We start from the raw sequence: 21,700 nt of genomic DNA on the forward strand, positions 1-21,700 counted from the left end.
ACGTGCTGACCGCCCATTCCCTCCTTGCCTGGACCGTCATGGCGATCGGTCTGGTGCTGCTGCCGGGACCGGACACCATGTTGGTGGCTGGTCACGCGGCACGGCGCGGGCTGAAGGCGGGAATGGCGGCGATCGGCGGCATCCAGCTCGGCGGGCTGTTCTACATGGCGCTGTGCGGCTTCGGCTTCCTCAGCGTCTTGAACGCGGTGCCGGGGCTGTTCGTGGCGGTGAAGATTGCTGGCGCGATCTACCTCGCATGGCTCGGTCTTTCGATGCTGCGCGGCGCTGTTAAGCCCGCGCCCGCGTCGGAAACGCCTAAACTGCGGATCGGCGGATCGCCCTTCGCCCAGGGTTTCATCAGCACCGTGCTGAACCCGAAGGTCGCGATCTTCTTCCTCGCCGCGTTGCCACAATTTGTCGGCACCGGCCCGGACGCACCGTGGCAGGGCATGCTGCTGATCGCGATCGTCTATGGGCTGGGCTTCTTCTGGTGCGCCCTTCTAGCGGCTCTCGCCGTCAAGGCGGGCCGCAAGGTCGGGCAGAGCAGCGCGATGCGCTGGTTCGAAGGCGCCATGGGCGTCGGTTTCTTTGGTCTCGCGGGCCGTCTGGCCCTTGCTCGGAATGTTTGAACTATGGCTAGCCTCAAGGAACTGAAGCTGCGGATCGGGTCGGTGAAGTCGACCCAGAAGATCACCAAGGCCAAGCAGATGGTCGCTGCCGCGAAGCTGCGCAAGGCGCAGGCCGCTGCCGAAGCCGCGCGCCCCTATTCCAGCCGCCTCGAAGCGGTCGTCGCCTCGCTGGCTTCGAAGATCGCGGGCGGTTCGGGCGAAGGCGCCTCCCCGCTGCTGGCCGGCACCGGCAAGGATGAGGTCCATCTGCTGGTGGTCGCCAACTCCGACCGTGGCCTCGCCGGTGCGTTCAACGCCAACATCGTCAAGGCCGCGCGCGCCAAGGCGCAGGAGTTGATCGACGCGGGCAAGACCGTCCGCTTCTACCTCATCGGCCGCAAGGGCCGTCCGGTCATCAACCGCACCTTTCCCGGCATGATCGTCGCCCAGTTCGACACCACCGGCGCGAAGGAACCCGGCTATTCGCAGGCCGAAGAAATCGCGCACGAGCTGACGCAGATGTATCTGAACGGCAAGTTCGACGTCGCGTATCTCTTCTTCTCGCGCTTCAAGTCGGCCCTCGCGCAGATCCCGACCGAGCAGCAGATCATCCCGGTCAAGATCCCCGAGGATGCCGACCGCAATGCCATCGCCGCGACGGTGGAATATGAACCGAGCGAGGAAGCGATCCTCGACGACCTGCTGCCGCGCAACATCACGGTGCAGATCTTCAAGGCGCTGCTGGAAAACAATGCGTCCGAACAGGGCGCTTCGATGACCGCCATGGACAATGCGACCCGCAATGCCGGCGACCTCATCAATAAACTGACCATTCAGTATAACCGCAGCCGTCAGGCCGCGATCACCACCGAACTCGTCGAAATCATCTCGGGCGCCGAAGCCCTCTAAGATCACGCACGCAAGGAAGCAGTCATGGCAACCACCAACAATGTAGGCCGCATCTCGCAGGTCATCGGCGCTGTCGTCGACGTGACCTTCCCCGATGCGGTGCCGTTCATTCTCTCGGCGCTGGAAACCAGCAACAACGGCCAGCGGCTGGTGCTGGAAGTCGCACAGCATCTGGGTGAGAACACCGTCCGCACCATCGCGATGGACTCGACCGACGGCCTGACCCGCGGTCAGGAAGTGACCGACACCGGCGCGCAGATTCGCGTTCCCGTCGGCCCGGCCACGCTCGGCCGCATCCTGAACGTCGTTGGTGAGCCGATCGACGAGCGCGGCCCGGTGGAAACCACCCTCTCCGCCCCGATCCACGCCAAGGCTCCCGAGTTCGTCGACCAGTCGACCGACGCCAGCATCCTCGTCACCGGCATCAAGGTCATCGACCTTCTCGCCCCCTATGCAAAGGGCGGCAAGATCGGCCTGTTCGGCGGCGCGGGCGTCGGCAAGACCGTGCTCATCCAGGAACTGATCAACAACATCGCGAAGGGCCATGGCGGCACCTCCGTGTTCGCGGGCGTCGGTGAACGGACCCGCGAGGGCAACGACCTTTATCACGAGTTCCTCGACGCCGGCGTTATCGCCAAGGACGCCGACGGCAACGCGATCAGCGAAGGTTCCAAGGTGGCCCTGGTTTACGGCCAGATGAACGAGCCGCCGGGCGCCCGCGCGCGCGTCGCCCTGTCGGGCCTGACCATCGCGGAATATTTCCGCGATCAGGAAGGCCAGGACGTGCTGTTCTTCGTCGACAACATCTTCCGCTTCACCCAGGCGGGCGCGGAAGTGTCGGCTCTGCTCGGCCGTATTCCTTCGGCCGTGGGCTATCAGCCGACCCTCGCCACCGACATGGGCGCCCTTCAGGAGCGCATCACCTCGACCAACAAGGGTTCGATCACCTCGGTGCAGGCCGTCTACGTCCCCGCAGACGACTTGACCGACCCGGCGCCCGCGACCTCATTCGCGCACTTGGACGCCACCACCGTTCTCAACCGCGCCATTTCGGAACTGGGCATCTATCCCGCGGTCGATCCGCTGGACTCGACCAGCCGCGTTCTGGAACCCCGCGTCGTCGGTCAGGAGCACTACGAAACCGCCCGTGCGGTTCAGGCGATCCTGCAGAAGTACAAGTCGCTTCAGGACATCATCGCCATTCTGGGCATGGACGAGCTGTCGGAAGAGGACAAGCTGACCGTCGCCCGCGCCCGCAAGATCCAGAAGTTCCTGTCGCAGCCCTTCCACGTCGCGGAGGTCTTCACCGGCATTTCGGGCAAGTTCGTCCAGATCGAAGACACGGTGAAGTCGTTCAAGGCCGTGGTCGAAGGCGAATATGATCATCTGCCCGAAAACGCCTTCTACATGGTCGGCGGCATCGACGAAGCCATCGAAAAGGCGAAGAAGCTGGCTGCGGAAGCGGCGTAAGACTTCTACATTCCCCTCCCTTTAGGGAGGGGTTAGGGGAGGGCCTGTAACGGCGCGCCCTCCGCGAACATCCCCTCCCCCGACCCCTCCCTACAGGGAGGGGGGAGATAGAGAAAAATGGCACTGCATTTCGAACTCGTGACCCCGGAAAAGCTCGTCCGCTCGGAAGAGGTCTATCAGGTGGTCGTCCCCGGCACCGATGGCGACTTCGGCGTGCTGGAGGGCCACGCGCCCTTCATGTCGACCGTCCGCGACGGTGCAATCCAGATCTTCGCCAGCGCGGGTTCCGCGCCTGAAGTCATCCCGGTCCGCGGCGGCTTTGCCGAAGTGAATGAAAAGGGCCTGACCGTCCTTGCGGAACATGCCGGCTGACAAGCCACAGACCGCCCGCTCCCGTCACAAGCAAAAGGCCGCCTCCCGTATCGGAGCGCGGCCTTTTTGGTTAGCAGCTCCTTAACTTTGCGCCGGTAATCGGATGCTCAATTGGGGAGTATCCATGTCCTATATGTTCCAAGACCTTGCAGGCCTTGCTCTCGCCACATTGCTGGCGCCGCTGGTCTTGTATTTGCCGGGTCTGGGCCTTGTCCGTCTGCTATCCCGAGCGGGACTTGCGATCGAAACCTATTGGCAACGGATCGGCTGGGCCATGCTGCTGGGCCTCGCGATCCTGCCCGTCTTCGACACGCTGCTGATCCGCGTCGCGGGCATTCCGGGCATGCTCCTGTTGAACGGCATGCTCGCCCTTTGGGGGACGCCCTTGCTTAAGGGCCGGGACCGGATCACATCCCTTATTCCCTTTCTTTTGCTTGCCGTCATCTGGTGGTTGATCTGCGCCTGGAGCCTCGTCGATGTCGACATGGAGGGTAAGCTTTATCAAAGCCTGATCGCAGTCGACATGGTCAAGCATGCCGCTGTGGTGGAGCAGATCGTCCACCACGGCATCCCGTTTGCCGATCCCTTTTTCGCGCGTGATGGCATCGCGGGCTATTATCATTATTTCTATGCATGGCCCGCCGCGATCAAATGGATCGGCGGAGAAGCGATCAGCGCCCGCATGGCTTTCAGCGGTACGATCTACTGGACGGGTTTCGGCGTGGTGGCGCTCCTTTGGCGCGTTGCCGCCGATGCCGCCTTCATCCGTCCCGGTCGCGGCCCACGCCTGTTGTTGCTGGCCGCCATCCTGTGTTTCGTCGCGGGCGCCGACCTGTTGTTCATGCTTTTGCGCTATCTTGTGGTCCATCGCATCGAACCGGAACTCGATAGCTGGAACACAGAAATCCGCATGTTGGGGACGTCCGTTCTTTGGGTACCGCATCATGTATCCGCGATGGCCGCCGCATGGACAGGGATGTTGCTGGTAACACGGGCCACGCCACGTAACCGGCTATTGCTCGGTTCGGCAGCGGGAGCCGCGTTCGCGACCATGTTTGGCGAGTCGGTATGGATCGCCCTGGCCATTGCGCCGCTGCTCATGGGGTGGACAATCCTGCGATTGTCGCGACGGGACTTCACGCTATTCATAGCGGGGGCGATCGCTCTCCTGCTGTCGTTCCCGCAATTGCACGACATCATTCACGGCCGCGCGCCAGAGGCCTTTCCTATCGCCTTCAGCGTCCGGCCCTTCACTGTTCTCTTCGCGGCCGATACGCCGACGACGCAGCTTTGGTGCTTGATCCTTCTCCCCCTTAACTATGGGCTGGAATTCGGCCTTTGCGGTCTGGGCGCCTATCTCTACTGGCGCAGGCACCGGCGGCCGGACAGCCGGGGTCTGGCCGTTCGCCAACTTCTGTTGTGGAGCACGATCACCACGCTATTTATCGGCAGCTTCTTCAAATCCGTCATCATCAACAATGATCTGGGCTGGCGCGCCGTTCTTTTCCCCGTAATGGCGGTGCTGATCTGGACCCTGAGACTGGCTCAGAGCGTCCCGTCCATCCGCAAACTCCACCCGATGGCGCTTGCACTTCTGGCATTGGGTTCAGCCGGAACAGCCTGGGATCTGTTTGGCATGCGCCTCATTCGACTGCCCCTGTTTGCAGTACGGCCGATCGGACTCAATAACTCCCCGTCCACCAGCTATGCGCAACGACAGGCCTATGAATGGGCAGATCGCCATCTGCCGCCCGACGCCGTGTTGCAGCACAATCCCTCCATTACGTTAAGAGCCGTGGATTTCGGTCTTTACGGTCGCCATTGGCCTGCCGTCGCTGATGAGCAGGCCTATCTTTTCGGCGCCGGGGTAAAAGCGACCGCAGATCGCATGGCCTCGCTGTCTCCGATCTTTACCCGCCCTCTCCCCGCACAGGACACCCTCCGCCGCGTCCGCACCGCGCATATCGACTATCTGCTGTTCGCTCAGCGCGATCCGATCTGGCGCCGCCATGGCGGACCGCCCGCAGCCTTCCCCTGCGTATATCGCTCGCAGTTCATCTGCATCGCCCCCGTGCCAAAGGCTGATCGTCCATGAAAACCCTCATCACGCTCGTCCTCGCCTATGCGCTGACGATGGCGATCGGCTTCCTCCTTTATATCGGCCTGATCCGCAGCCCGTTGCTAAGCGATGTCGGCATCCTCTTCTATCGGGGGATCATCATCGCGGGCCTTGCCGCCCTGCTGATGCTGATCGCTGGCCTGCTGCTACGTCACCGGCTGCGATTGGACCATCCGACGCTGGTCGGCGCGATTGCCCTCTCGCTGTCTTTCAACATCTGCTTCCTCATCACCTTCCCCGTGACCTTCGACCGGTCGATCACCATGTTCCTGCTCGCCCGGATCGAGCGCCATGACGGGGCGTTGGACACCGCCAGGCTGGAGCAGCTCTATGTGCGGGAATATCTGGGCGATATGCGCCAGATCGACCGGCGCGTGGCGGAACAGACCCTGTCCGGCAATATCCGCATCGACCAGGGACGCATCCATATCACCCCGCAGGGGCGGCGCCTGCTGGCCGGTGGGCGGATGATCGGGGGCTGGTTCGGCGCCGACCCGCGTTTCGTTACCGCGCCTTCGCCGACGCCACGCCATTAGCCATTTATCAAAGTTTCCACTCTATTCACCTTTAACAATCAGAGCTGATCCAGATTATTTCGGCGGAGAATTATGAGCGCGTTTGGACGAAAAAATGGACCCGCCGGCATCAAGCCGGGTTTCGGCATCGCTCGGCCAATGCAGGGAGGCGCGCCCAAGGAGGAGATCAAGGGCGGCGAGCAATTCCCGCCGCTGGACATGACGGCGCTGCCCACGGACGCCCCGCTCGATCCCCTTTCCGCGCCGACCGGCCAGATGCTGCGCAATGCCGATGCGATGCAGCGCCTGTCGGATCGCGCCAATGCCGAACATGCCGTCGATACCGGGCCGCAGGGCTTTGAAGCATCAGTCCACAAGATCAAGGAGCAGGTGCTGCCCCGCCTGCTGGAGCGCGTCGATCCTGAAGCCGCCGCGACGCTGACCAAGGATGAGTTGGCCGAGGAATTCCGGCCGATCATCATGGAAGTGCTGGCCGAACTCAAACTGACCCTGAACCGGCGCGAGCAGTTCGCGCTGGAAAAGGTGCTGGTCGACGAGCTTCTGGGCCTCGGCCCGCTCGAAGAATTGCTGTCCGATCCGGACGTCACCGATATCATGGTCAACGGCCCCGACCAGACCTATATCGAAAAGAAGGGCAAGCTCCAGATCGCGCCGATCAAGTTCCGCGACGAGGAGCATCTGTTCCAGATCGCCCAGCGCATCGTGAACAAGGTCGGCCGCCGCGTCGACCAGACCACGCCGCTGGCCGACGCCCGCCTGCCCGACGGTTCCCGCGTGAACGTGATCGTGCCGCCGCTGTCGCTGCGCGGCACCGCCATCTCGATCCGTAAATTCTCGGCCAAGCCGATCACCATCGACATGCTCGCCCAGTGGGGCGCGATGAGCCAGAAAATGGCCACCGCGCTCAAGATCGCGGGCGCCTGCCGCTTCAACATCGTGATTTCGGGCGGCACCGGCTCGGGCAAGACCACCATGCTCAATGCGCTCTCCAAGATGATCGATCCGGGCGAGCGCGTGCTGACCATCGAGGATGCGGCGGAACTTCGGCTGCAACAGCCGCACTGGCTGCCGCTGGAAACCCGCCCTCCCAACCTGGAAGGTCAAGGCGCGATCACCATCGGCGACCTCGTCAAGAACGCGCTGCGTATGCGTCCCGACCGCATCATCCTGGGCGAAATTCGTGGCGCGGAATGTTTCGATCTGCTCGCGGCGATGAACACGGGCCATGACGGCTCCATGTGCACGCTCCACTCCAACTCCCCGCGAGAATGCCTGGGCCGTATGGAGAATATGATCCTGATGGGCGACATCAAGATCCCCAAGGAGGCGATTTCCAAGCAGATTGCCGACTCGGTCGACCTGATCGTGCAGGTGAAGCGCCTGCGCGACGGTTCGCGCCGCGTCACCAACGTCACTGAAGTCATCGGCATGGAAGGCGACGTCATCGTCACCCAGGAACTGTTCAAGTTCGAATATCATGACGAGGATGACAGCGGGAAGATCATCGGAGAATATCGCTCCATGGGCCTGCGTCCTTACACGCTCGACAAGGCGCGGATGTTCGGTTTCGACCAGCCTTTCCTGGAAGCCTGCCTGTAACGACCGGCCCGTAAAAGCCGATCTGTGACAATCTGTTGCCGGCGGGACATTTCTCGCCGGCCCGCTTGCGCCAGCCCCGCATCGCCGGCACATCATCCCCTCTCCCCGTGAAGAGAGGATTGCCGATGAACCGTCTCGCCCGCACCGCCCTGTTGCTGACCGGCCTCTCCCTGCCCCTGCTTCCCCTGGCCGCCCAGCATTCGGGGCACCATCAGGCGGCCGATCCGATCGCAGCCGCAATTGCAGCCCCCAGCCGCACGCCTGCCAATATCGCGCGCGACAAATACCGCCACCCAGCCGAAACGCTCGCCTTTTTCGGGGTGAAACCAGACCAGACCGTGGTCGAATATGCCCCCAGCGGCGGCTGGTACACGGAAATCCTGGCGCCCTTGCTCCGCGACAAGGGTATCTTCTACGCGCTCCAGCCGACAGGCCGCTACCTGGACGGCTACAAGGCATTTCTGGCCGCAAAGCCGGAGATTTACGGCAAGGTGAAGCTGGTTCCCTTTCCCGACCAGACCAGCCTGATCCCGGCAGGCAGCGTCGACACGCTCCTCACCTTCCGCAATGTCCATAATATGGTGATGGGCGGCACCGAGACGGCGACGTTCAAGGCTTTCTACGATCTGCTCAAGCCGGGCGGGACGCTGGGTATCGTCGATCATCGCCTGCCCGAAGGACGCGATACGGCGCAGGAAAAGACCAGCGGTTACCTTAAGGTTTCGACCATCCGCCGCCTCGCGGAAGCGGCCGGGTTCGAATATGCCGGGTCGTCGGAGATCAATGCCAATCCCATGGACACCGCCGATTGGGAGAAAGGCGTGTGGACGCTCCCCCCGACACTGCGCAATGGGGAGGTCGACAAGGCGAAATATATCGCCATCGGGGAAAGCGACCGGATGACGCTGCGGTTTCGCAAGCCGGTGAAGTAACGCGGCACCTAAGCTGTTGCTTCATCGCGCAGCCGGGCTAAGGCGGTCGCGTGCCGCCCTCGTCCCTTTCCAGCCGTCCCCATCGCCCGCTTACCGCCATCGCGCTGCGGCTGGTTGCGGTGATCTGCCTGTCGATCATGTTCGTGACGGTCAGGCTGGCCGACGCGCGCGGCGTGCATGTCGTCGAATCGCTGTTCTACCGCCAGGCGCTGGCGCTGCCCGTGGTCTTCGCCTGGATCGCGGCGACCACCGGCGCCGGGTCGATCCGCACCCGCCGCATCGGCGTTCATGCCACGCGCATGGTCATCGGCTTGACCGGCATGGTGCTGAATTTCCTATCCTATATTCTGCTGCTGCCGGCGGAAGCCGTCACCATCGGTTTCACCATGCCGATCTTCGGCACCATATTGTCTGCCCTGATCCTGCGCGAAGCGACCGGCGTGCACCGCTGGAGCGCCGTTCTGGTCGGATTTCTGGGCGTGATCGTCATGGTCCGACCGGATGCGGGGCATTTCCCCGCAATCGGGGTCGCCGTGGCTCTCTCCGCCGCGTTCATCACCGCCAGCGTCAGCCTGGTCCTGCGCGAACTGGGGCGGACGGAAAATGCCGGGGTGATCGTCTTCTGGTTCACCCTGCTGTCCCTGCCGCCATTGGGCGCGGCCATGCTGTTTTATGGACAGGCTCATGACGCCGCGACCTGGGGGCTGCTGCTGCTGATCGGCGTGACGGGAGGGATCGCGCAAATCTGCATGACCGCCGCCTTGCGCTGGGCGCCCGTGTCGGTGGTGCTGCCGATGGACTATAGCTCGATCGTCTGGACGACGCTGCTTGGCTGGGCGATCTGGGGCAATTGGCCGATGGCGACGACCTGGATCGGCGCGGTCCTGATCATCGCGAGCGGCCTGTACATCGCCTGGCGCGAACATGTCCGCGCCAGGCGATTCCGATCAGCCTAGCAGTTCCGCATCCAGGCTGATCTCCGCATTCAGCAGCTTCGAAACCGGGCAATTGGCCTTCGCCTTGGCCGCCAGTTCCTGAAACTGCGCATCGTCCGCGCCCGGGATTGTCGCTTTCAGGCTCAGCCTGCTGGCGGTGATGGCGAAACCGCCCTCCTGCTGCTCCAGCGTCACGACGGCGTTCGTCTCCATCTTCTCCGCCGTCAGCCCCGCTTCGCCCAGAATCAGCGACAGCGCCATGGTGAAGCAGGAGGCATGGGCGGCGGCGATCAGCTCTTCCGGATTGCTGCCCGGCACCCCTTCGAAGCGCATCGCAAAGCCATAGGGATGCGCGTCCAGCGCGCCGCTCTGGGTCGAAATCGCGCCCTTGCCGTCCTTCAGGCCGCCGCTCCACACTGCCGATCCGCTGCGATTGATCTTCATGACCGTCCTCCTGTCTGCGGATGGGGAACCCCGCCGCCGCCCCTTGGTTTCATCACCATAGCGCGATTCTTTCGCAGGAGAGTGACAATGTCTGACTTAGTTGGGGCCGAATTGGCCGCGGAAAATCATCACGACCTGATCGCGTCTGACCGGGTCGAAGGCACCACCGTCTATAATCGCCAGGGCGAGAAACTGGGCCATATCTCCAATTTCATGGTCGACAAGCGAAGCGGACAGGTGCGCTATGCCGTGCTGTCCTTCGGCGGCTTTCTGGGCATGGGCAACGATCATTATCCGCTGCCCTGGTCGATGCTGAGCTACGATACCGACAAGGGCGGCTATGTCGTCGATCTGGCCAAGGAAACCCTGGACGACGCGCCCCGGCATCTGCCCGACGAACGGCCCGATTATGACGACGCCTATGGCCGCAGCGTCTTCCAATATTATGGGCTGATCTACCCCTGGTAACGGGTCTCAAACGCTGTAGATGGGCGCGCAAAGGAGGTATTGAGCGACCCTTCCGGCTACATGAACGCCAGATGAATCGGGCTGCCCAGATTCCGACACATTTTGTCGCTTGGCCATTGTCTACTGGATAAATAGAATTATCTCTCCCTCGACAATAGGACGAGGATCTGACCATGGAGCGATTCGGACATTCAGGTGACGCGCGCCAGCCGGTCGTGCTGACCATACCGGGTCTCAACAATAGCGGACCCGATCATTGGCAGACGCTGTGGGAAAAAACGCGCGGGGATTGCGAACGCGTCGATCTGGGAAGCTGGGCCAGCCCCAGCCGCAATAGCTGGGTCACGCGGCTGGACGCGGCGATCCGGGCAGCGGACGGACCGATCATCCTGGCCGCGCACAGCCTGGGTTGCCTCGCGGTGGCCTGGTGGGGCGCCTTGCAGAGCCAGGCCTATGGCTGGCCGGTGACCGGCGCGCTGCTGGTGGCGCCGCCCGACTGCGACCGGATGGAAACGCCCGAGACGATCGGCGGCTTCGGCCCCACACCCCGCGCGCAACTGCCCTTCCCGTCGATCGTCGTGGCGAGCCGCAACGACCCCTATATCTTCTTCGAACGCGCCCATAGCGTCGGCAAGAATTGGGGCAGCAGCTTCGTCGACGCGGGCTTTTGCGGCCATATCAACGCCGAAGCGGGCCTGGGCGAGTGGCGCTTCGGTCAAGCCTTGCTCGAAAAACTGATCGACAATGCGCATGAGCAGGCCTCTGCGATGCGGCAATTAAGGCCCGCCATACCACTGGCGCATCAGGAGCGGCGATTGGCGGCGCTGCGGGTCAACGGCTAGATTTTTCCGGGGCGCGACAAGAGAAACTTGAGCGCCCCTTATATTTGCTTTTTTGTCTATCAATCCAGTTGAGATAAAGAGCGGCTAAGAGGTGTTTATGAGTGAAAACCGATCGATTGAATTTGCCCGCAACGGCCGCAGCGATGGGCAGCGCCACGACATCGCCGTCAGCATCGAGAAGGTGCGCAGCGTGCTCGAAGCGCTTCGTTTCGGGTCGGTCACGTTGACCGTTCACGATGCGCGCGTGGTGCAGATCGACGTTACGGAAAAGACACGCCTGACCGCCTGAAAGAAGCGCGGGGGCACGCAGGGTTGTCGAATAAGGCCCGCATAAGGGCCGAATAACAAGTGGCAAGGGGTGGGCCACATTTTCCATTCCCAGACCAACGGCTTTGAGCGGATCACCGCAGAGGCCGCGATCAACATTCACCGGACATCCGGAAGGGGAATATACATGATTGCGCGTTTTCTGTGGCTCGCCGGGGTGGCGAGCGCATCCATCATTGCGTCCAGTGCATCTGCGCAGGACGCGCCTCAACCCGTTGCGGACAGCGCCGAGCAAGCCACTGCCCGCGGGGAAGTGATCATCGTCACCGCCCGCCGCCGGCAGGAAACCGCGCAGGAAGTGCCGCTGGCGATCTCCGTGATCCGCGGCGACAGCATCGAGGCGACCGGCAACTTCAACGTCGTGAAGCTTCAGCAACTGGCGCCGACGCTGCAGGTCTACACCACCAACCCGCGCAACACCTCGGTCAACATCCGTGGCCTTGGCGTGCCGTTCGGTCTGACCAGCGACGGCTTTGAGCAGGGCGTCGGCATCTATGTCGACGACGTCTACAATTCGCGCGTCGCCGCCGCGACCTTCGACTTCCTCGATGTCGCCCAGGTCGAAGTGCTGCGCGGTCCACAAGGTTCGCTCTACGGCAAGAACACCACGGCAGGCGCGATCAACATCACGACCAACCAGCCGACCTTCGATTTCGAGGGCCGCGCCGAGCTGACCGTCGGCAACCTCAACTACAAGCAGGCGAAGGCCGCCATTTCCGGCCCGCTGTCGGACACGATCGCCGCCCGCATCGCGATCGCCTCGACCAGCCGCCGTGGCACGCTGTACAATGTGACGAGCAAACGCTGGATCAACGAACAGGACAATCTGGGCATTCGCGGCCAGTTGCTGTTCAAGCCCACCGATGATTTCAGCATCACCCTGTCGGGCGACTATAGCAAGCAGGATCCGGAATGCTGCGGCACGGTGTTCGTGCGCGTCGGCACGACCCAACGCCCGATCACGCGCCAATATGACGCGCTCGTCGCAGCGATCAACGCTGCCAATCCCGGCCGCAACTATGCGACCCCCAGCCGCAATCCCTACGACCGGCTGACCGATCTCGACAGCAACCTGAATGCAGGCAACAAGATCGGCGGCGTGTCGGCGAAGATAAAGTGGGATGTCGGCCCCGGCACGCTGACCTCCGTCACTGCATGGCGTTTCTGGGACTGGAAGCCCGAAAACGACCGCGACTTCACCGGCCTGTCGGTCGTGTCGAAATCGCAGAACCCCTCGCAGCAGGACCAGTATAGCCAGGAGTTCCGCTATAATTACGAAAGCCAGAAGGTCGACTTCGTCCTCGGCCTGTTCGGCTTCAAGCAGCGGATCGACACCCAGGGCACCGAGCAACAGGGTGCCGACGCCAGCCGCTGGAGCCTGACCGGCACGCAGGCCACCACGCCCAGCATCCTTCAGGGTCTGACCGCCAGCAATACGCAATGGCTCAAGAGCACGAGCGCGGCACTGTTCGGCCAGTTGAGCTGGAAAGTGACCAACGCGCTGACTATCCAGCCGGGTGCTCGCCTCAATTATGACAAGAAGTCGGGCTTCTATCAGCGCGTCGTGACCAATGGCACAGGCCAGGTCATTTCCTGCACTCCAGCCCCGACCGCCGGCACGGTCCTCGCAGCGCAGTGCGGCGTCTATCAGCCGCAGGTCAGCTCGCCGTCCGACAGCGCCTGGAACTTCACCTACGACTTCAACGTCAATTACAAGATCGCGCAGGACATCCTTGCCTATGCGACCTACGCCAAGAGCTTCAAGACGCTGGGCATCAACCAGAACGGCTTGCCGCTCAATTCCGACAATACGGTGAACTACGCCGCCGGCACGGTGAAGCCGGAATCGGTCAACCATTATGAAATCGGCCTCAAGACGCAGTTCTGGGATCGCCGGGCGACCTTCAACCTCACCGCCTTCCGCACGGAGATCAAGAATTTCCAGGCGACGGTGAACGGCGGACAGTTCGGCACGGTGCGCGGCTACCTCGCCAATGCGGAAAAGGTCCGGTCGCAGGGTATCGAGGCAGACCTCAAGATCGTCGCCAGCGATCGCTTCACCGCCTATGCCAATGGCGCCTATACCGACGCCAAGTACAAGAAGTTCACCAACGCGCCCTGCCCGCCCGAACTGTCCGGCGGCACGTTCGTGACTGGCACCCAGACGCCGGACGCACCCGGCCAGGCCGGCAACACGCCCACTCATCCCGGAGCATCGCTCAGCCCGCGGGCATGCGACATCTCGGGCCAGGGTCTGCCCGGCGTGTCAAAATGGGCCTTCTCCTACGGTGCCGAATACAACATTCCGGTCACGCTGCTGGCGAAGGAAGGCCAGATCTATCTGGGCGTCGACGGCAATTATCGTTCGCACTGGAATTCGAACGCCTCGCCGTCAATCTACACGCAGGTGAAGGGCTATGCGCTGACCAACGTCCGGGCCGGTTTCCGTGGCGAAGGGTTCGACATCTTCGGTTGGGTCCGCAACGCCTTCGACGTGAACTATATCGAAAATCTCCAGGTTGCGCCCGGCAACACCGGCCTGATCGCCGGTCAGCCCGGCGACCCGCAGACCTGGGGCGGAACGATCAAATTCTCGTTCTGATAGCGCCCACGGCCTCATGATCGAGGCCGGCATCCAACGAGGTTCACCCCTGCGGGGAGCGACACAGCCCTGTCGCTCCCCGCATTTTTCGATGCCGCCATGATCGGATTGGACTTCTGCCCGATTTGCGCCAGCGATCAGGCTGGGGTAGAGGGCGTCCCATGTCCACGACCTTCACGCTCGATACGTCGACCAGCCGCGCCAATCCCACGCCCGCGCCGATGAAGCGCCTGACGGTGCCCGCCATCCAGCGCCGCAAGTTCGAGGGCAAGACGCAGCAGCCGCTGGTGATGCTGACCGCCTATACGGCGCGGATGGCGCAATTGCTCGACCCGCATTGCGACATGCTGCTGGTCGGGGATTCTCTGGGCCAGGTGGTGTACGGCCTGCCCTCCACCCTTCCTGTCACGCTCGACATGATGATCGCCCATGGGGCCGCCGTGGTGCGCGGCAGCTATCATAGCGTCGTGCTCGTCGACATGCCCTTCGGCAGCTATGAAGCCTCCCCGCAACAGGCCTTTGCCAGCGCCAGCCGCATCATGGCCGAAACCGGCTGCGCGGGCGTCAAGCTGGAGGGCGGCGTGGCGATGGCAGAAACCATCTCCTTCCTCAGCCAGCGCGGCATTCCGGTGATGGCGCATATCGGCCTCACCCCGCAGGCGGTGAACGCGCTGGGCGGCTATGGCGCGCGCGGCAAGAGCCAGGAGGAGCATGCCAAGATCATCTCCGACGCCCGCGCCGTCGCGCAGGCGGGCGCCTTCGCCATGGTGATCGAGGGCGTGATGGAGGACATCGCCATCGCCGTCACCGACAGCGTCGACGTGCCGGTGATCGGCATCGGCGCATCGGCCCATTGCGACGGGCAGGTGCTGGTGGCGGAGGACATGCTGGGCATGTTCGAGCGCGTGCCCCGCTTCGTGAAGCGTTATGAAAATATCGCGGAAACGATCGGCAACGCCGCCTCCCGTTATGCCGAAGATGTCCGAAACCGGCACTTTCCGACCGAAGATCAGGTCTATCGGCCCAAAAAGTGATTTGCGTGAGCGCAGTGCGCCGCTAATGATCGCGCCTTCCGCGTGCCTTATCTGACGAATTTCTGGAGACCCAAGTGGCCCTGACGCCGCAAAACAGCGAAGCCTTCATGCGTGAGGTCGATGAGGCCGTCCGGCAGGACCAGTTGCTGACCTTCTGGCAGCGCTTCGGCCGCTGGATCGTCGTGCTGGTGATCCTGGGGCTCGCCGCGTTCGGCGGATGGCTTTATTGGCAGCATTATACGAAGACACAATCGCAGGCCGTTTCGGAAGAGATGGACAAGGTGATCGCCACGGCGGTCGGCGGGGGCACGCCCGATGTGAAGCAGCTCGAAACGCTGACACAGGCGAGCCAGCCCGGCTTCCGCGCTTCTGCCCTGCTGGTGAAGGCCGGCACCGCCGCGCGCAAGGGCGACAGCAAGGCCGCGATCGCCGCCTATCAGGCGATGGCCAGCGACAGCTCGCTCGACCAGCCCTATCGCGACCTGGCGCTGATCCGCCAGACCACGCTGGAATATGAAAGCCTGGCTCCGCAGCAGGTGATCGATCGCCTGAAGCCCCTCGCCGTCGAGGGCGCGCCCTGGTTCGGCAGCGCCGGGGAACTGGTCGCCATCGCCTATATGAAGTTGCGCAAGCCCGACCTGGCCGGGCCACTGTTCGCCGCCATGGCGAAGGACAGGAACGTGCCGCAGTCGATCCGTTCACGCGCGCGACAGATGGCGGGCTTATTGGGTGTGGATGCAGTCGAAACGCCGATCGTGGCGGGACAGGAATGATTGGGCGCATGGGAAAGCACAGCATGACGAAATTTTCGGGCGCCAGCCGCGCCGTGACTGTGGCCGCGATGATCGCCCTGCTCGCGGGCTGCGGCGTGATCGGCGGCAAGAAGGGCGGCCCCAAGACCCCGGTAATCGGCAAGCGCACCTCGATCCTCAGCAATGAACAGGGTGTGGAGGTCGATCCGACCCTGGCCGACGTGCCGGTGGCCCTGCCCGAACCCTATGCCAATGACCAATGGTCGCAGCCGGGCGGCAGCCCCGCCAAGACCATGGGCAATCTCGCGCTGGGCGCTTCGCCCTCGCAGGCATGGACCGCCTCCATCTCGGGCAGCACGCCTCAGGCGCGCCTCGCCTCCGCCCCGGTGGTGGTCGGCGGCAAGCTCTATGTCATCGACGCCGATGCGCGGGTGATCGCGTTCGACGCCAACAGCGGCGCGAAGCTGTGGCAGACCGCCCTGCCCGCCGAAGGCAGCGGCCGCGCCCTGTTCGGCGGCGGCGTCAGCGTGATCGACGGCAAGCTCTATGCCAGCACCGGCGTGGGTGACGTCGCCGCCATAGACGCCAATACGGGCGCAGTCCTGTGGAAGAAGCGCCCTGGCGGCCCGCTGCGTGGCGCGCCGACGCTCGCCAACGGCCATGTCTATGTGATGGGCCAGGATAACCAGATCTTCGCGCTCAACCAGACGGACGGCGAAGTGCAGTGGACCGACAGCGGCACGCTGCAAGTCACGGGCATTTTCGGCGTGGCCGCTCCGGCCGCCGCGCAGGGCACGGTGATAGCAGGCTACAGCTCGGGCGAGCTGACCGCCTATCGCTATGAAAATGGCCGGACGCTGTGGGGCGACGCCCTGTCGCGCACCAGCATCTCGACGGCGGTGGCATCGCTCACCGATATCGACGCCGATCCGGTGATCGATCGTGGTCGCGTCTTCGCCATCGGTCAGGGCGGCCGCATGGCCAGCTATGAACTGGTGAGCGGCCAGCGCCTCTGGGAAATCAACATTGCGGGCATTTCCACCCCCTCGGTCGTGGGCGAATGGGTGTTTGCGGTGACCAGCGACGCCAAGCTGCTCTGCGTCGCCCGCGCGACCGGCAAGATCCGCTGGATCAGCCAGTTGCGCCGCTGGGAGAAGGAAAAGAAGAAGGACAAGGCGATCCGCTGGACCGGGCCGGTGCTGGCGGGCGGTCGCCTGATCCTGGTTTCGACCCATGGCGACCTCAACTATGTCGATCCGACGACGGGCAAGATCCAGGCGGAAATCGATCTCGACCGGTCGATGTCGCTCTCGCCGGTCGTGGCGAACAACACGCTTTATATCCTTGCCGACAACGGCAAGCTGACGGCGTTTCGTTAACGCCCTCAATGATGTTAAGTAACCGTGCTCCTGCGAAGGCAGGAGTCCAGTTCCGCTGTTTGGACTGGACTCCTGCCTTCGCAGGAGCACCAATATTTTGAAGGATACGGGCCTTTTATGCTGCCCACCGTTGCCATCGTAGGACGCCCCAATGTCGGCAAGTCCACCCTGTTCAACCGGCTCGTCGGCAAGAAGCTGGCGCTGGTCGACGACCAGCCCGGCGTGACCCGCGACCGGCGGGAGGGGCAGGCGAATCTTCTCGGCGTCGAATTCACCATCATCGACACCGCCGGTTATGAGGATGAGGATCCGCAGACCCTGCCCGGCCGCATGCGCATGCAAACGCAAGCGGCAGTGGAAAATGCCGACGTCGCACTGTTCGTCGTGGACGCCCGAGCCGGGATAACACCACTGGATGAGGAAATCGCCCGCTGGCTGCGCGAGGGCGACGCCCCGGTCGTGCTGATGGCCAACAAGGCCGAGGGCCGGGCGGGCGATGATGGCGTGATGGAAGCGTTCAGCCTGGGCCTGGGCGACCCCATCCCCTTCTCCGCCGAACATGGCCAGGGGCTGGCCGATCTGTTCCAGGCTCTCCTCCCCTATATCGACCGTGAGGAGGAGGAAGAGGAAGAAGGCGAGCTGAACGAGGCCGACCTCGAATCCGCGCCGTTGAAGCTGGCCATTGTCGGCCGCCCCAATGCGGGCAAGTCGACGCTCATCAACCGGCTTCTCGGTGAAAACCGCCTGCTGACCGGCCCGGAGGCCGGCATCACCCGCGACAGCATTGCCGTCGACTGGCAATGGACCAGCCCCGACGGCAATGAACGCCCCGTCCGCCTGATCGACACGGCTGGCATGCGCAAGCGCGCCAAGGTGCAGGACAAGCTGGAAAAGCTGGCCGTGTCCGATGGCCTCAACGCGGTCAATTTCGCGGAGGTCGTGGTGCTGTTGCTCGATTCCACCCGCGGGCTGGAGGCGCAGGATCTGCGCATCGCGGACAAGGTGGTGGAGGAAGGCCGCGCCTTGGTCGTGGCGCTCAACAAATGGGATACGGTGGAGCACGGCTCGGCGCTTTACCAGGGCATCAAGCAGGCGCTGTCCGACGGCCTCGCGCAGATACGCGGCGTGCCGATCATGACCGTGTCGGGGGCAACCGGCAAAGGGCTGGACGACCTCATCCGCGTCGCCTTCGAAACCCGCACCGCCTGGTCGCAGCGCGTGTCTACCGGCATCCTCAACCGCTGGTTCGAACGCGCGCTGGAGGCTAATCCGCCACCCGCGCCCGGCGGTAAGCGGATCAAGCTGCGCTACATCACCCAGAACAAGACCCGCCCGCCGACCTTCGTGCTGTTCGGCACGCGGCTGGACGAGCTGCCGGAAAGCTATCGCCGCTATCTGGTGAACGGCATCCGCAAGGAACTGGGCTTCGGCGCGGTGCCGGTACGCCTGACGCTACGCAGCGCCAAAAACCCCTATGCCAACAAGTGATGCGGCACATATCGACGCCAGGGGCATGAAATGTCCCTGGCCCGCGCTGCGTGTGGCGCGGGCGATGCGCTCGGGCGATGCGGTGACGATCGAGGCTGACGATCCCATCGCGCCGACGGAGCTGGAGGCGCTGGCCCGGCAGCAAGGCTGGACCTTCACGGCCAAAGGGCCGCACCTCTTCACGATTGGCCGGTCGCCCCAGCCCATGGCCATCACAGCTTAACCCCATATTTACGCCCCTCTTCTATACTCGCTGCGGCAGAACAGGGAGTGTCGCAGCGTGTCATATCAAGAGGCCGAACTGGTCAACTGGACCGATTTTGCCAAATCCCGATCGGAGCTGGGTACCGCCTTCCTGCGGATTCTCGGCTATTTCCGGGAAGATGGCGGCAAGGCGATCGGCGCGATTGAGGAAGCCTTTCGCGCGCGCAACGCCGCCGCGCTCGTCACCCCGGCCCATACGCTGAAGGGCGAGTCGGCGCAGTTCGGCGCCTATCGTCTGAGCGCCATGGCCGAAAAGATCGAGATGGTCGCCCGCCGCTGCGTCGAAAGCCGGGAAGGCCCGGACGAGCTGATCGAGGATGTGGTCGCGCTGCGCCCCTGCTTTACCGAGACGATGGCCCTGCTAGACCGCGACGCCAATCCGCTGGTCGCCCGTCGGCCCCAGGGCTTCGGCCGCCGCGTCGACGGTCCCGCGCAGGGATTCGGCCGCGCCGTCTGAACCGCGTCACATAAGTATTGAAATAAAACGGGTCATCCCCCCATATGCGGGCCATGACTCGTTTTTCCGTTCTGGACCTCGTCCCCGTCAATGAAGGCAGCAGCCCCGGCGAAGCGCTCCGCCGCGCCGCCGCCTTTGCCGCCCATGCCGAAAGCCTCGGCTTCCACCGCTATTGGGTGGCCGAACATCATGGCATGCCGGGGATCGCGTCGGCCGCAACCGCCGTGGTGCTGGCGCATATCGGACAGGCTACCCGCCACATCCGCATCGGCGCGGGCGGCATCATGCTGCCCAATCATGCGCCGCTGCTGATCGCGGAGCAATTCGGCACGCTCGCCGCCCTGTTTCCCGGCCGCGTCGATCTGGGATTGGGCCGGGCGCCCGGTTCGGACCAGCGCGTGGCACAGGCGATGCGGCGGACGCTGAGCGGCGGCCCGGATGAATTCCCCCGCGACGTGATGGAGTTGCAAGCCTATTTCGCGGGCGATGCGCGCCTGGGCTTCCAGGCGACGCCCGGCGCTGGCGAGGATGTGCCGCTCTGGATTCTCGGCTCCAGCCTCTATGGGGCGCAACTGGCCGCCGCGCTCGGCCTGCCCTATGCCTTCGCCTCCCATTTCGCGCCGGGCGCTCTGGACGAGGCGATCGCCATCTACCGCCGCGATTTCCGGCCATCGGCGCAACTCAAATATCCCTATGTGATGGCGGGCTATAATGTCTTCGCCGCCGACACCGTGGAGGAAGCGCAACTGATCGCGACCTCCATGCAGCAGGCCTTCGTCCGGCTGCGCACTGGCCAACCGGGCAAGCTGCAACCCCCTGTTCCCGGCTATTATGAAAGCCTGCCGCCCCAGGCGCAGGCCATGCTGGCCGACGTACTGAGCGCTTCGAGTATCGGCACCCAGGCCGATGTCGAGCGGGATCTGGCCACTTTCATCCGCCGCACCCAGGTCGATGAGATCATCATCGGCGGCCATATCCACGATCTGGAGGCCCGCAAGCGCAGCATCGAAATCGCCATCGCCGCAGGGCGAGCCGTGTCAGGCGGCCATGAGGCGGCCGCCGCTCAATAGCTTTGCCAGTCCCGGCGCGGCGCGGCTGAGCAGCGATCCCAGCAGCACCACGGCGACCAACACCAGCAGGGGCTGCACCAGAAGATAGGCGGGATAGAAAGGCGAGCCGAGCTTGCCGAACAGCGTCCCCAGCACCGGTCCGCCCAGCCAGATCAGGATGAGGTGCGAGCAGAAGAGGAAGAAGGCGAAGGGCTCGATCCGCAGCAGCATCCCGCGCGCCGCGCTGGCCGCCAAGGACCAGGCCAGCCGCCAGAAGAACAGCGCCGCCGCGATCCGCACCGCCATGTCCAGCACCGCCATGCCGATGCCCGGCGGCAAAGCGCCCACATGCAGGGAAACATGGAGCTGCGCTGTCATCAGCAGCGCGAAAGGGGGCGCCGCGACCGTCCAGGGCAGCGCCGCCACCCGATCGGCCAGCCCCTCGCGCCGGGCAATGATGCCCATGATGAAGAAGAACAGGATCGTCGCCCGCATCAGTACCGGCGGTCCCCAGCCCATGATCTGGCACAACGCCGCCATCGCCGCGACCGCGCCCAGCGCCCAGCCGGGCAGGCGCACGAACAGCGGCGCGGCGATCATGCACAGGAACAGGTCGCGCAGGAACGGCATCTGGACATTGATGTCGGGATTGCGGCTGACGATGAACAGTTCCTGGAACATCCAGTCGGTGGACGACGGCACGGGCGCGGACAGGCCCAGCACCCAGGCCGCGCCGGACACGAACAGGATCGCCAGCGCATTCCACAGGATCATCGGCAGCAGGATCGTCCGCACCTTGCGCCCGACATGGCGCACCCAATCCTGCGTGCGCGCCGATCCCGCGACCAGCCAACCGGAAATCAGGCCCAGCAACGGCACCGCGCTGCGCCCGAAAATCTCCATCAATCCCCAACGCAGGCTGTCCTGCGGCGTTCCCCGCAGGCTTTCCAGATCATGGCCGCTCAGACCCGTCCAGGCGTGGACGTACACCACTCCCAAAATGCAGATAACGCGAGCGATGGAGATCGCATCGGAACGCCGCGCCGCATCGGTCGTCAGCACGGCGGTCAAGCGATTTTCCCGATTTTCGGCAAATGTTTCAACGACCAGGCCT

Annotated in this window: 22 protein-coding genes; 20 read left to right on the forward strand and 2 right to left on the reverse strand. The window is 63.8% G+C overall.

Translation table 11 applies throughout. The features are described from left to right. The first annotated feature begins 2 nt into the window (after window positions 1-2). The 9 genes from K426_RS15400 to K426_RS15440 all read left to right on the forward strand — a co-directional run bounded on the left by K426_RS15400 (window position 3) and on the right by K426_RS15440 (window position 9,501). Window positions 3-629 (forward strand): LysE family translocator, encoded by a 627-nt coding sequence (locus K426_RS15400; RefSeq protein ID WP_176392265.1) that lies wholly within the window; start codon window positions 3-5, stop codon window positions 627-629. Window positions 630-632: 3 nt separating this feature from the next. Then, window positions 633-1,517: a F0F1 ATP synthase subunit gamma gene (locus K426_RS15405; RefSeq protein ID WP_066558838.1), complete on the forward strand. Its 885-nt coding sequence runs from the start codon at window positions 633-635 to the stop codon at window positions 1,515-1,517. A gap of 24 nt (window positions 1,518-1,541) precedes the next feature. After that, complete coding sequence (gene atpD, locus K426_RS15410; protein ID WP_066558844.1) at window positions 1,542-2,987, forward strand: F0F1 ATP synthase subunit beta; 1,446 nt, start codon at window positions 1,542-1,544, stop codon at window positions 2,985-2,987. Between the two features lie 117 nt (window positions 2,988-3,104). Beyond that, window positions 3,105-3,359, forward strand: coding sequence for an ATP synthase F1 subunit epsilon (locus tag K426_RS15415; RefSeq protein ID WP_013846041.1), 255 nt, complete (start codon window positions 3,105-3,107; stop codon window positions 3,357-3,359). Window positions 3,360-3,483: 124 nt separating this feature from the next. Continuing rightward, on the forward strand, window positions 3,484-5,454 hold the full coding sequence (locus K426_RS15420; RefSeq protein WP_066558845.1) for a hypothetical protein: 1,971 nt from the start codon (window positions 3,484-3,486) through the stop codon (window positions 5,452-5,454). Further along, window positions 5,451-6,014, forward strand: coding sequence for a hypothetical protein (locus K426_RS15425; RefSeq protein WP_066558847.1), 564 nt, complete (start codon window positions 5,451-5,453; stop codon window positions 6,012-6,014). Before K426_RS15420 ends, K426_RS15425 begins: the two co-directional genes overlap by 4 nt. Before the next feature lie 72 nt (window positions 6,015-6,086). Further along, window positions 6,087-7,613 carry a CpaF family protein gene (locus K426_RS15430; RefSeq protein WP_066558849.1) on the forward strand — a complete coding sequence of 509 codons (1,527 nt, stop codon included), beginning with the start codon at window positions 6,087-6,089 and terminating at the stop codon, window positions 7,611-7,613. A gap of 125 nt (window positions 7,614-7,738) precedes the next feature. Continuing rightward, the gene (locus tag K426_RS15435) at window positions 7,739-8,545 is read left to right on the forward strand and encodes a class I SAM-dependent methyltransferase (protein ID WP_066558851.1); all 807 of its coding nucleotides are present in this window, start codon (window positions 7,739-7,741) and stop codon (window positions 8,543-8,545) included. A 50-nt stretch (window positions 8,546-8,595) separates the two neighbouring features. Next, on the forward strand, window positions 8,596-9,501 hold the full coding sequence (locus K426_RS15440; protein WP_066558854.1) for a DMT family transporter: 906 nt from the start codon (window positions 8,596-8,598) through the stop codon (window positions 9,499-9,501). Here K426_RS15440 and K426_RS15445 read toward each other — a convergent pair. Next, a complete protein-coding gene (locus K426_RS15445; protein ID WP_066558855.1) occupies window positions 9,493-9,924 on the reverse strand; it encodes an OsmC family protein in 432 nt (143 codons plus the stop codon). The two genes, K426_RS15440 and K426_RS15445, sit on opposite strands and share 9 nt — an antisense overlap. A gap of 87 nt (window positions 9,925-10,011) precedes the next feature. Here K426_RS15445 and K426_RS15450 point away from each other — a divergent pair, with 87 nt between their 5' ends. From K426_RS15450 to K426_RS15500, 11 genes are all read left to right on the forward strand, one after another. Then, a complete protein-coding gene (locus K426_RS15450; RefSeq protein ID WP_066558857.1) occupies window positions 10,012-10,392 on the forward strand; it encodes a PRC-barrel domain-containing protein in 381 nt (126 codons plus the stop codon). Window positions 10,393-10,565: 173 nt separating this feature from the next. Further along, window positions 10,566-11,234 carry an RBBP9/YdeN family alpha/beta hydrolase gene (locus K426_RS15455; protein ID WP_066558859.1) on the forward strand — a complete coding sequence of 223 codons (669 nt, stop codon included), beginning with the start codon at window positions 10,566-10,568 and terminating at the stop codon, window positions 11,232-11,234. A gap of 97 nt (window positions 11,235-11,331) precedes the next feature. After that, window positions 11,332-11,523 (forward strand): YezD family protein, encoded by a 192-nt coding sequence (locus tag K426_RS15460; protein ID WP_025549910.1) that lies wholly within the window; start codon window positions 11,332-11,334, stop codon window positions 11,521-11,523. Window positions 11,524-11,688: 165 nt separating this feature from the next. After that, window positions 11,689-14,163, forward strand: coding sequence for a TonB-dependent receptor (locus K426_RS15465; RefSeq protein WP_066558860.1), 2,475 nt, complete (start codon window positions 11,689-11,691; stop codon window positions 14,161-14,163). Between the two features lie 161 nt (window positions 14,164-14,324). Then, window positions 14,325-15,197 carry a 3-methyl-2-oxobutanoate hydroxymethyltransferase gene (gene panB / locus K426_RS15470; protein WP_066558862.1) on the forward strand — a complete coding sequence of 291 codons (873 nt, stop codon included), beginning with the start codon at window positions 14,325-14,327 and terminating at the stop codon, window positions 15,195-15,197. A gap of 74 nt (window positions 15,198-15,271) precedes the next feature. After that, window positions 15,272-15,970, forward strand: coding sequence for a tetratricopeptide repeat protein (locus K426_RS15475; RefSeq protein WP_066558863.1), 699 nt, complete (start codon window positions 15,272-15,274; stop codon window positions 15,968-15,970). Beyond that, a complete protein-coding gene (locus K426_RS15480) occupies window positions 15,967-17,328 on the forward strand; it encodes an outer membrane protein assembly factor BamB family protein (RefSeq protein WP_066558864.1) in 1,362 nt (453 codons plus the stop codon). The genes K426_RS15475 and K426_RS15480 overlap by 4 nt, the downstream gene beginning before the upstream one ends. Window positions 17,329-17,445: 117 nt before the next feature. Continuing rightward, the gene (gene der, locus K426_RS15485; RefSeq protein ID WP_066558871.1) at window positions 17,446-18,816 is read left to right on the forward strand and encodes a ribosome biogenesis GTPase Der; all 1,371 of its coding nucleotides are present in this window, start codon (window positions 17,446-17,448) and stop codon (window positions 18,814-18,816) included. Further along, on the forward strand, window positions 18,803-19,039 hold the full coding sequence (locus K426_RS15490) for a sulfurtransferase TusA family protein (protein ID WP_066558873.1): 237 nt from the start codon (window positions 18,803-18,805) through the stop codon (window positions 19,037-19,039). The genes der and K426_RS15490 overlap by 14 nt, the downstream gene beginning before the upstream one ends. Window positions 19,040-19,096: 57 nt before the next feature. Next, a complete protein-coding gene (locus tag K426_RS15495; RefSeq protein ID WP_066558875.1) occupies window positions 19,097-19,537 on the forward strand; it encodes an Hpt domain-containing protein in 441 nt (146 codons plus the stop codon). 53 nt (window positions 19,538-19,590) lie between these two features. After that, a complete protein-coding gene (locus K426_RS15500; RefSeq protein WP_066561864.1) occupies window positions 19,591-20,607 on the forward strand; it encodes an LLM class flavin-dependent oxidoreductase in 1,017 nt (338 codons plus the stop codon). On the opposite strand, the gene K426_RS15505 is transcribed toward K426_RS15500, so the two are convergent. Continuing rightward, a complete protein-coding gene (locus K426_RS15505; protein WP_066561866.1) occupies window positions 20,575-21,657 on the reverse strand; it encodes an acyltransferase family protein in 1,083 nt (360 codons plus the stop codon). The two genes, K426_RS15500 and K426_RS15505, sit on opposite strands and share 33 nt — an antisense overlap. Between the last annotated feature and the right edge of the window lie 43 nt (window positions 21,658-21,700).

This window comes from Sphingobium sp. TKS, from assembly GCF_001563265.1.
Taxonomy (GTDB): domain Bacteria; phylum Pseudomonadota; class Alphaproteobacteria; order Sphingomonadales; family Sphingomonadaceae; genus Sphingobium.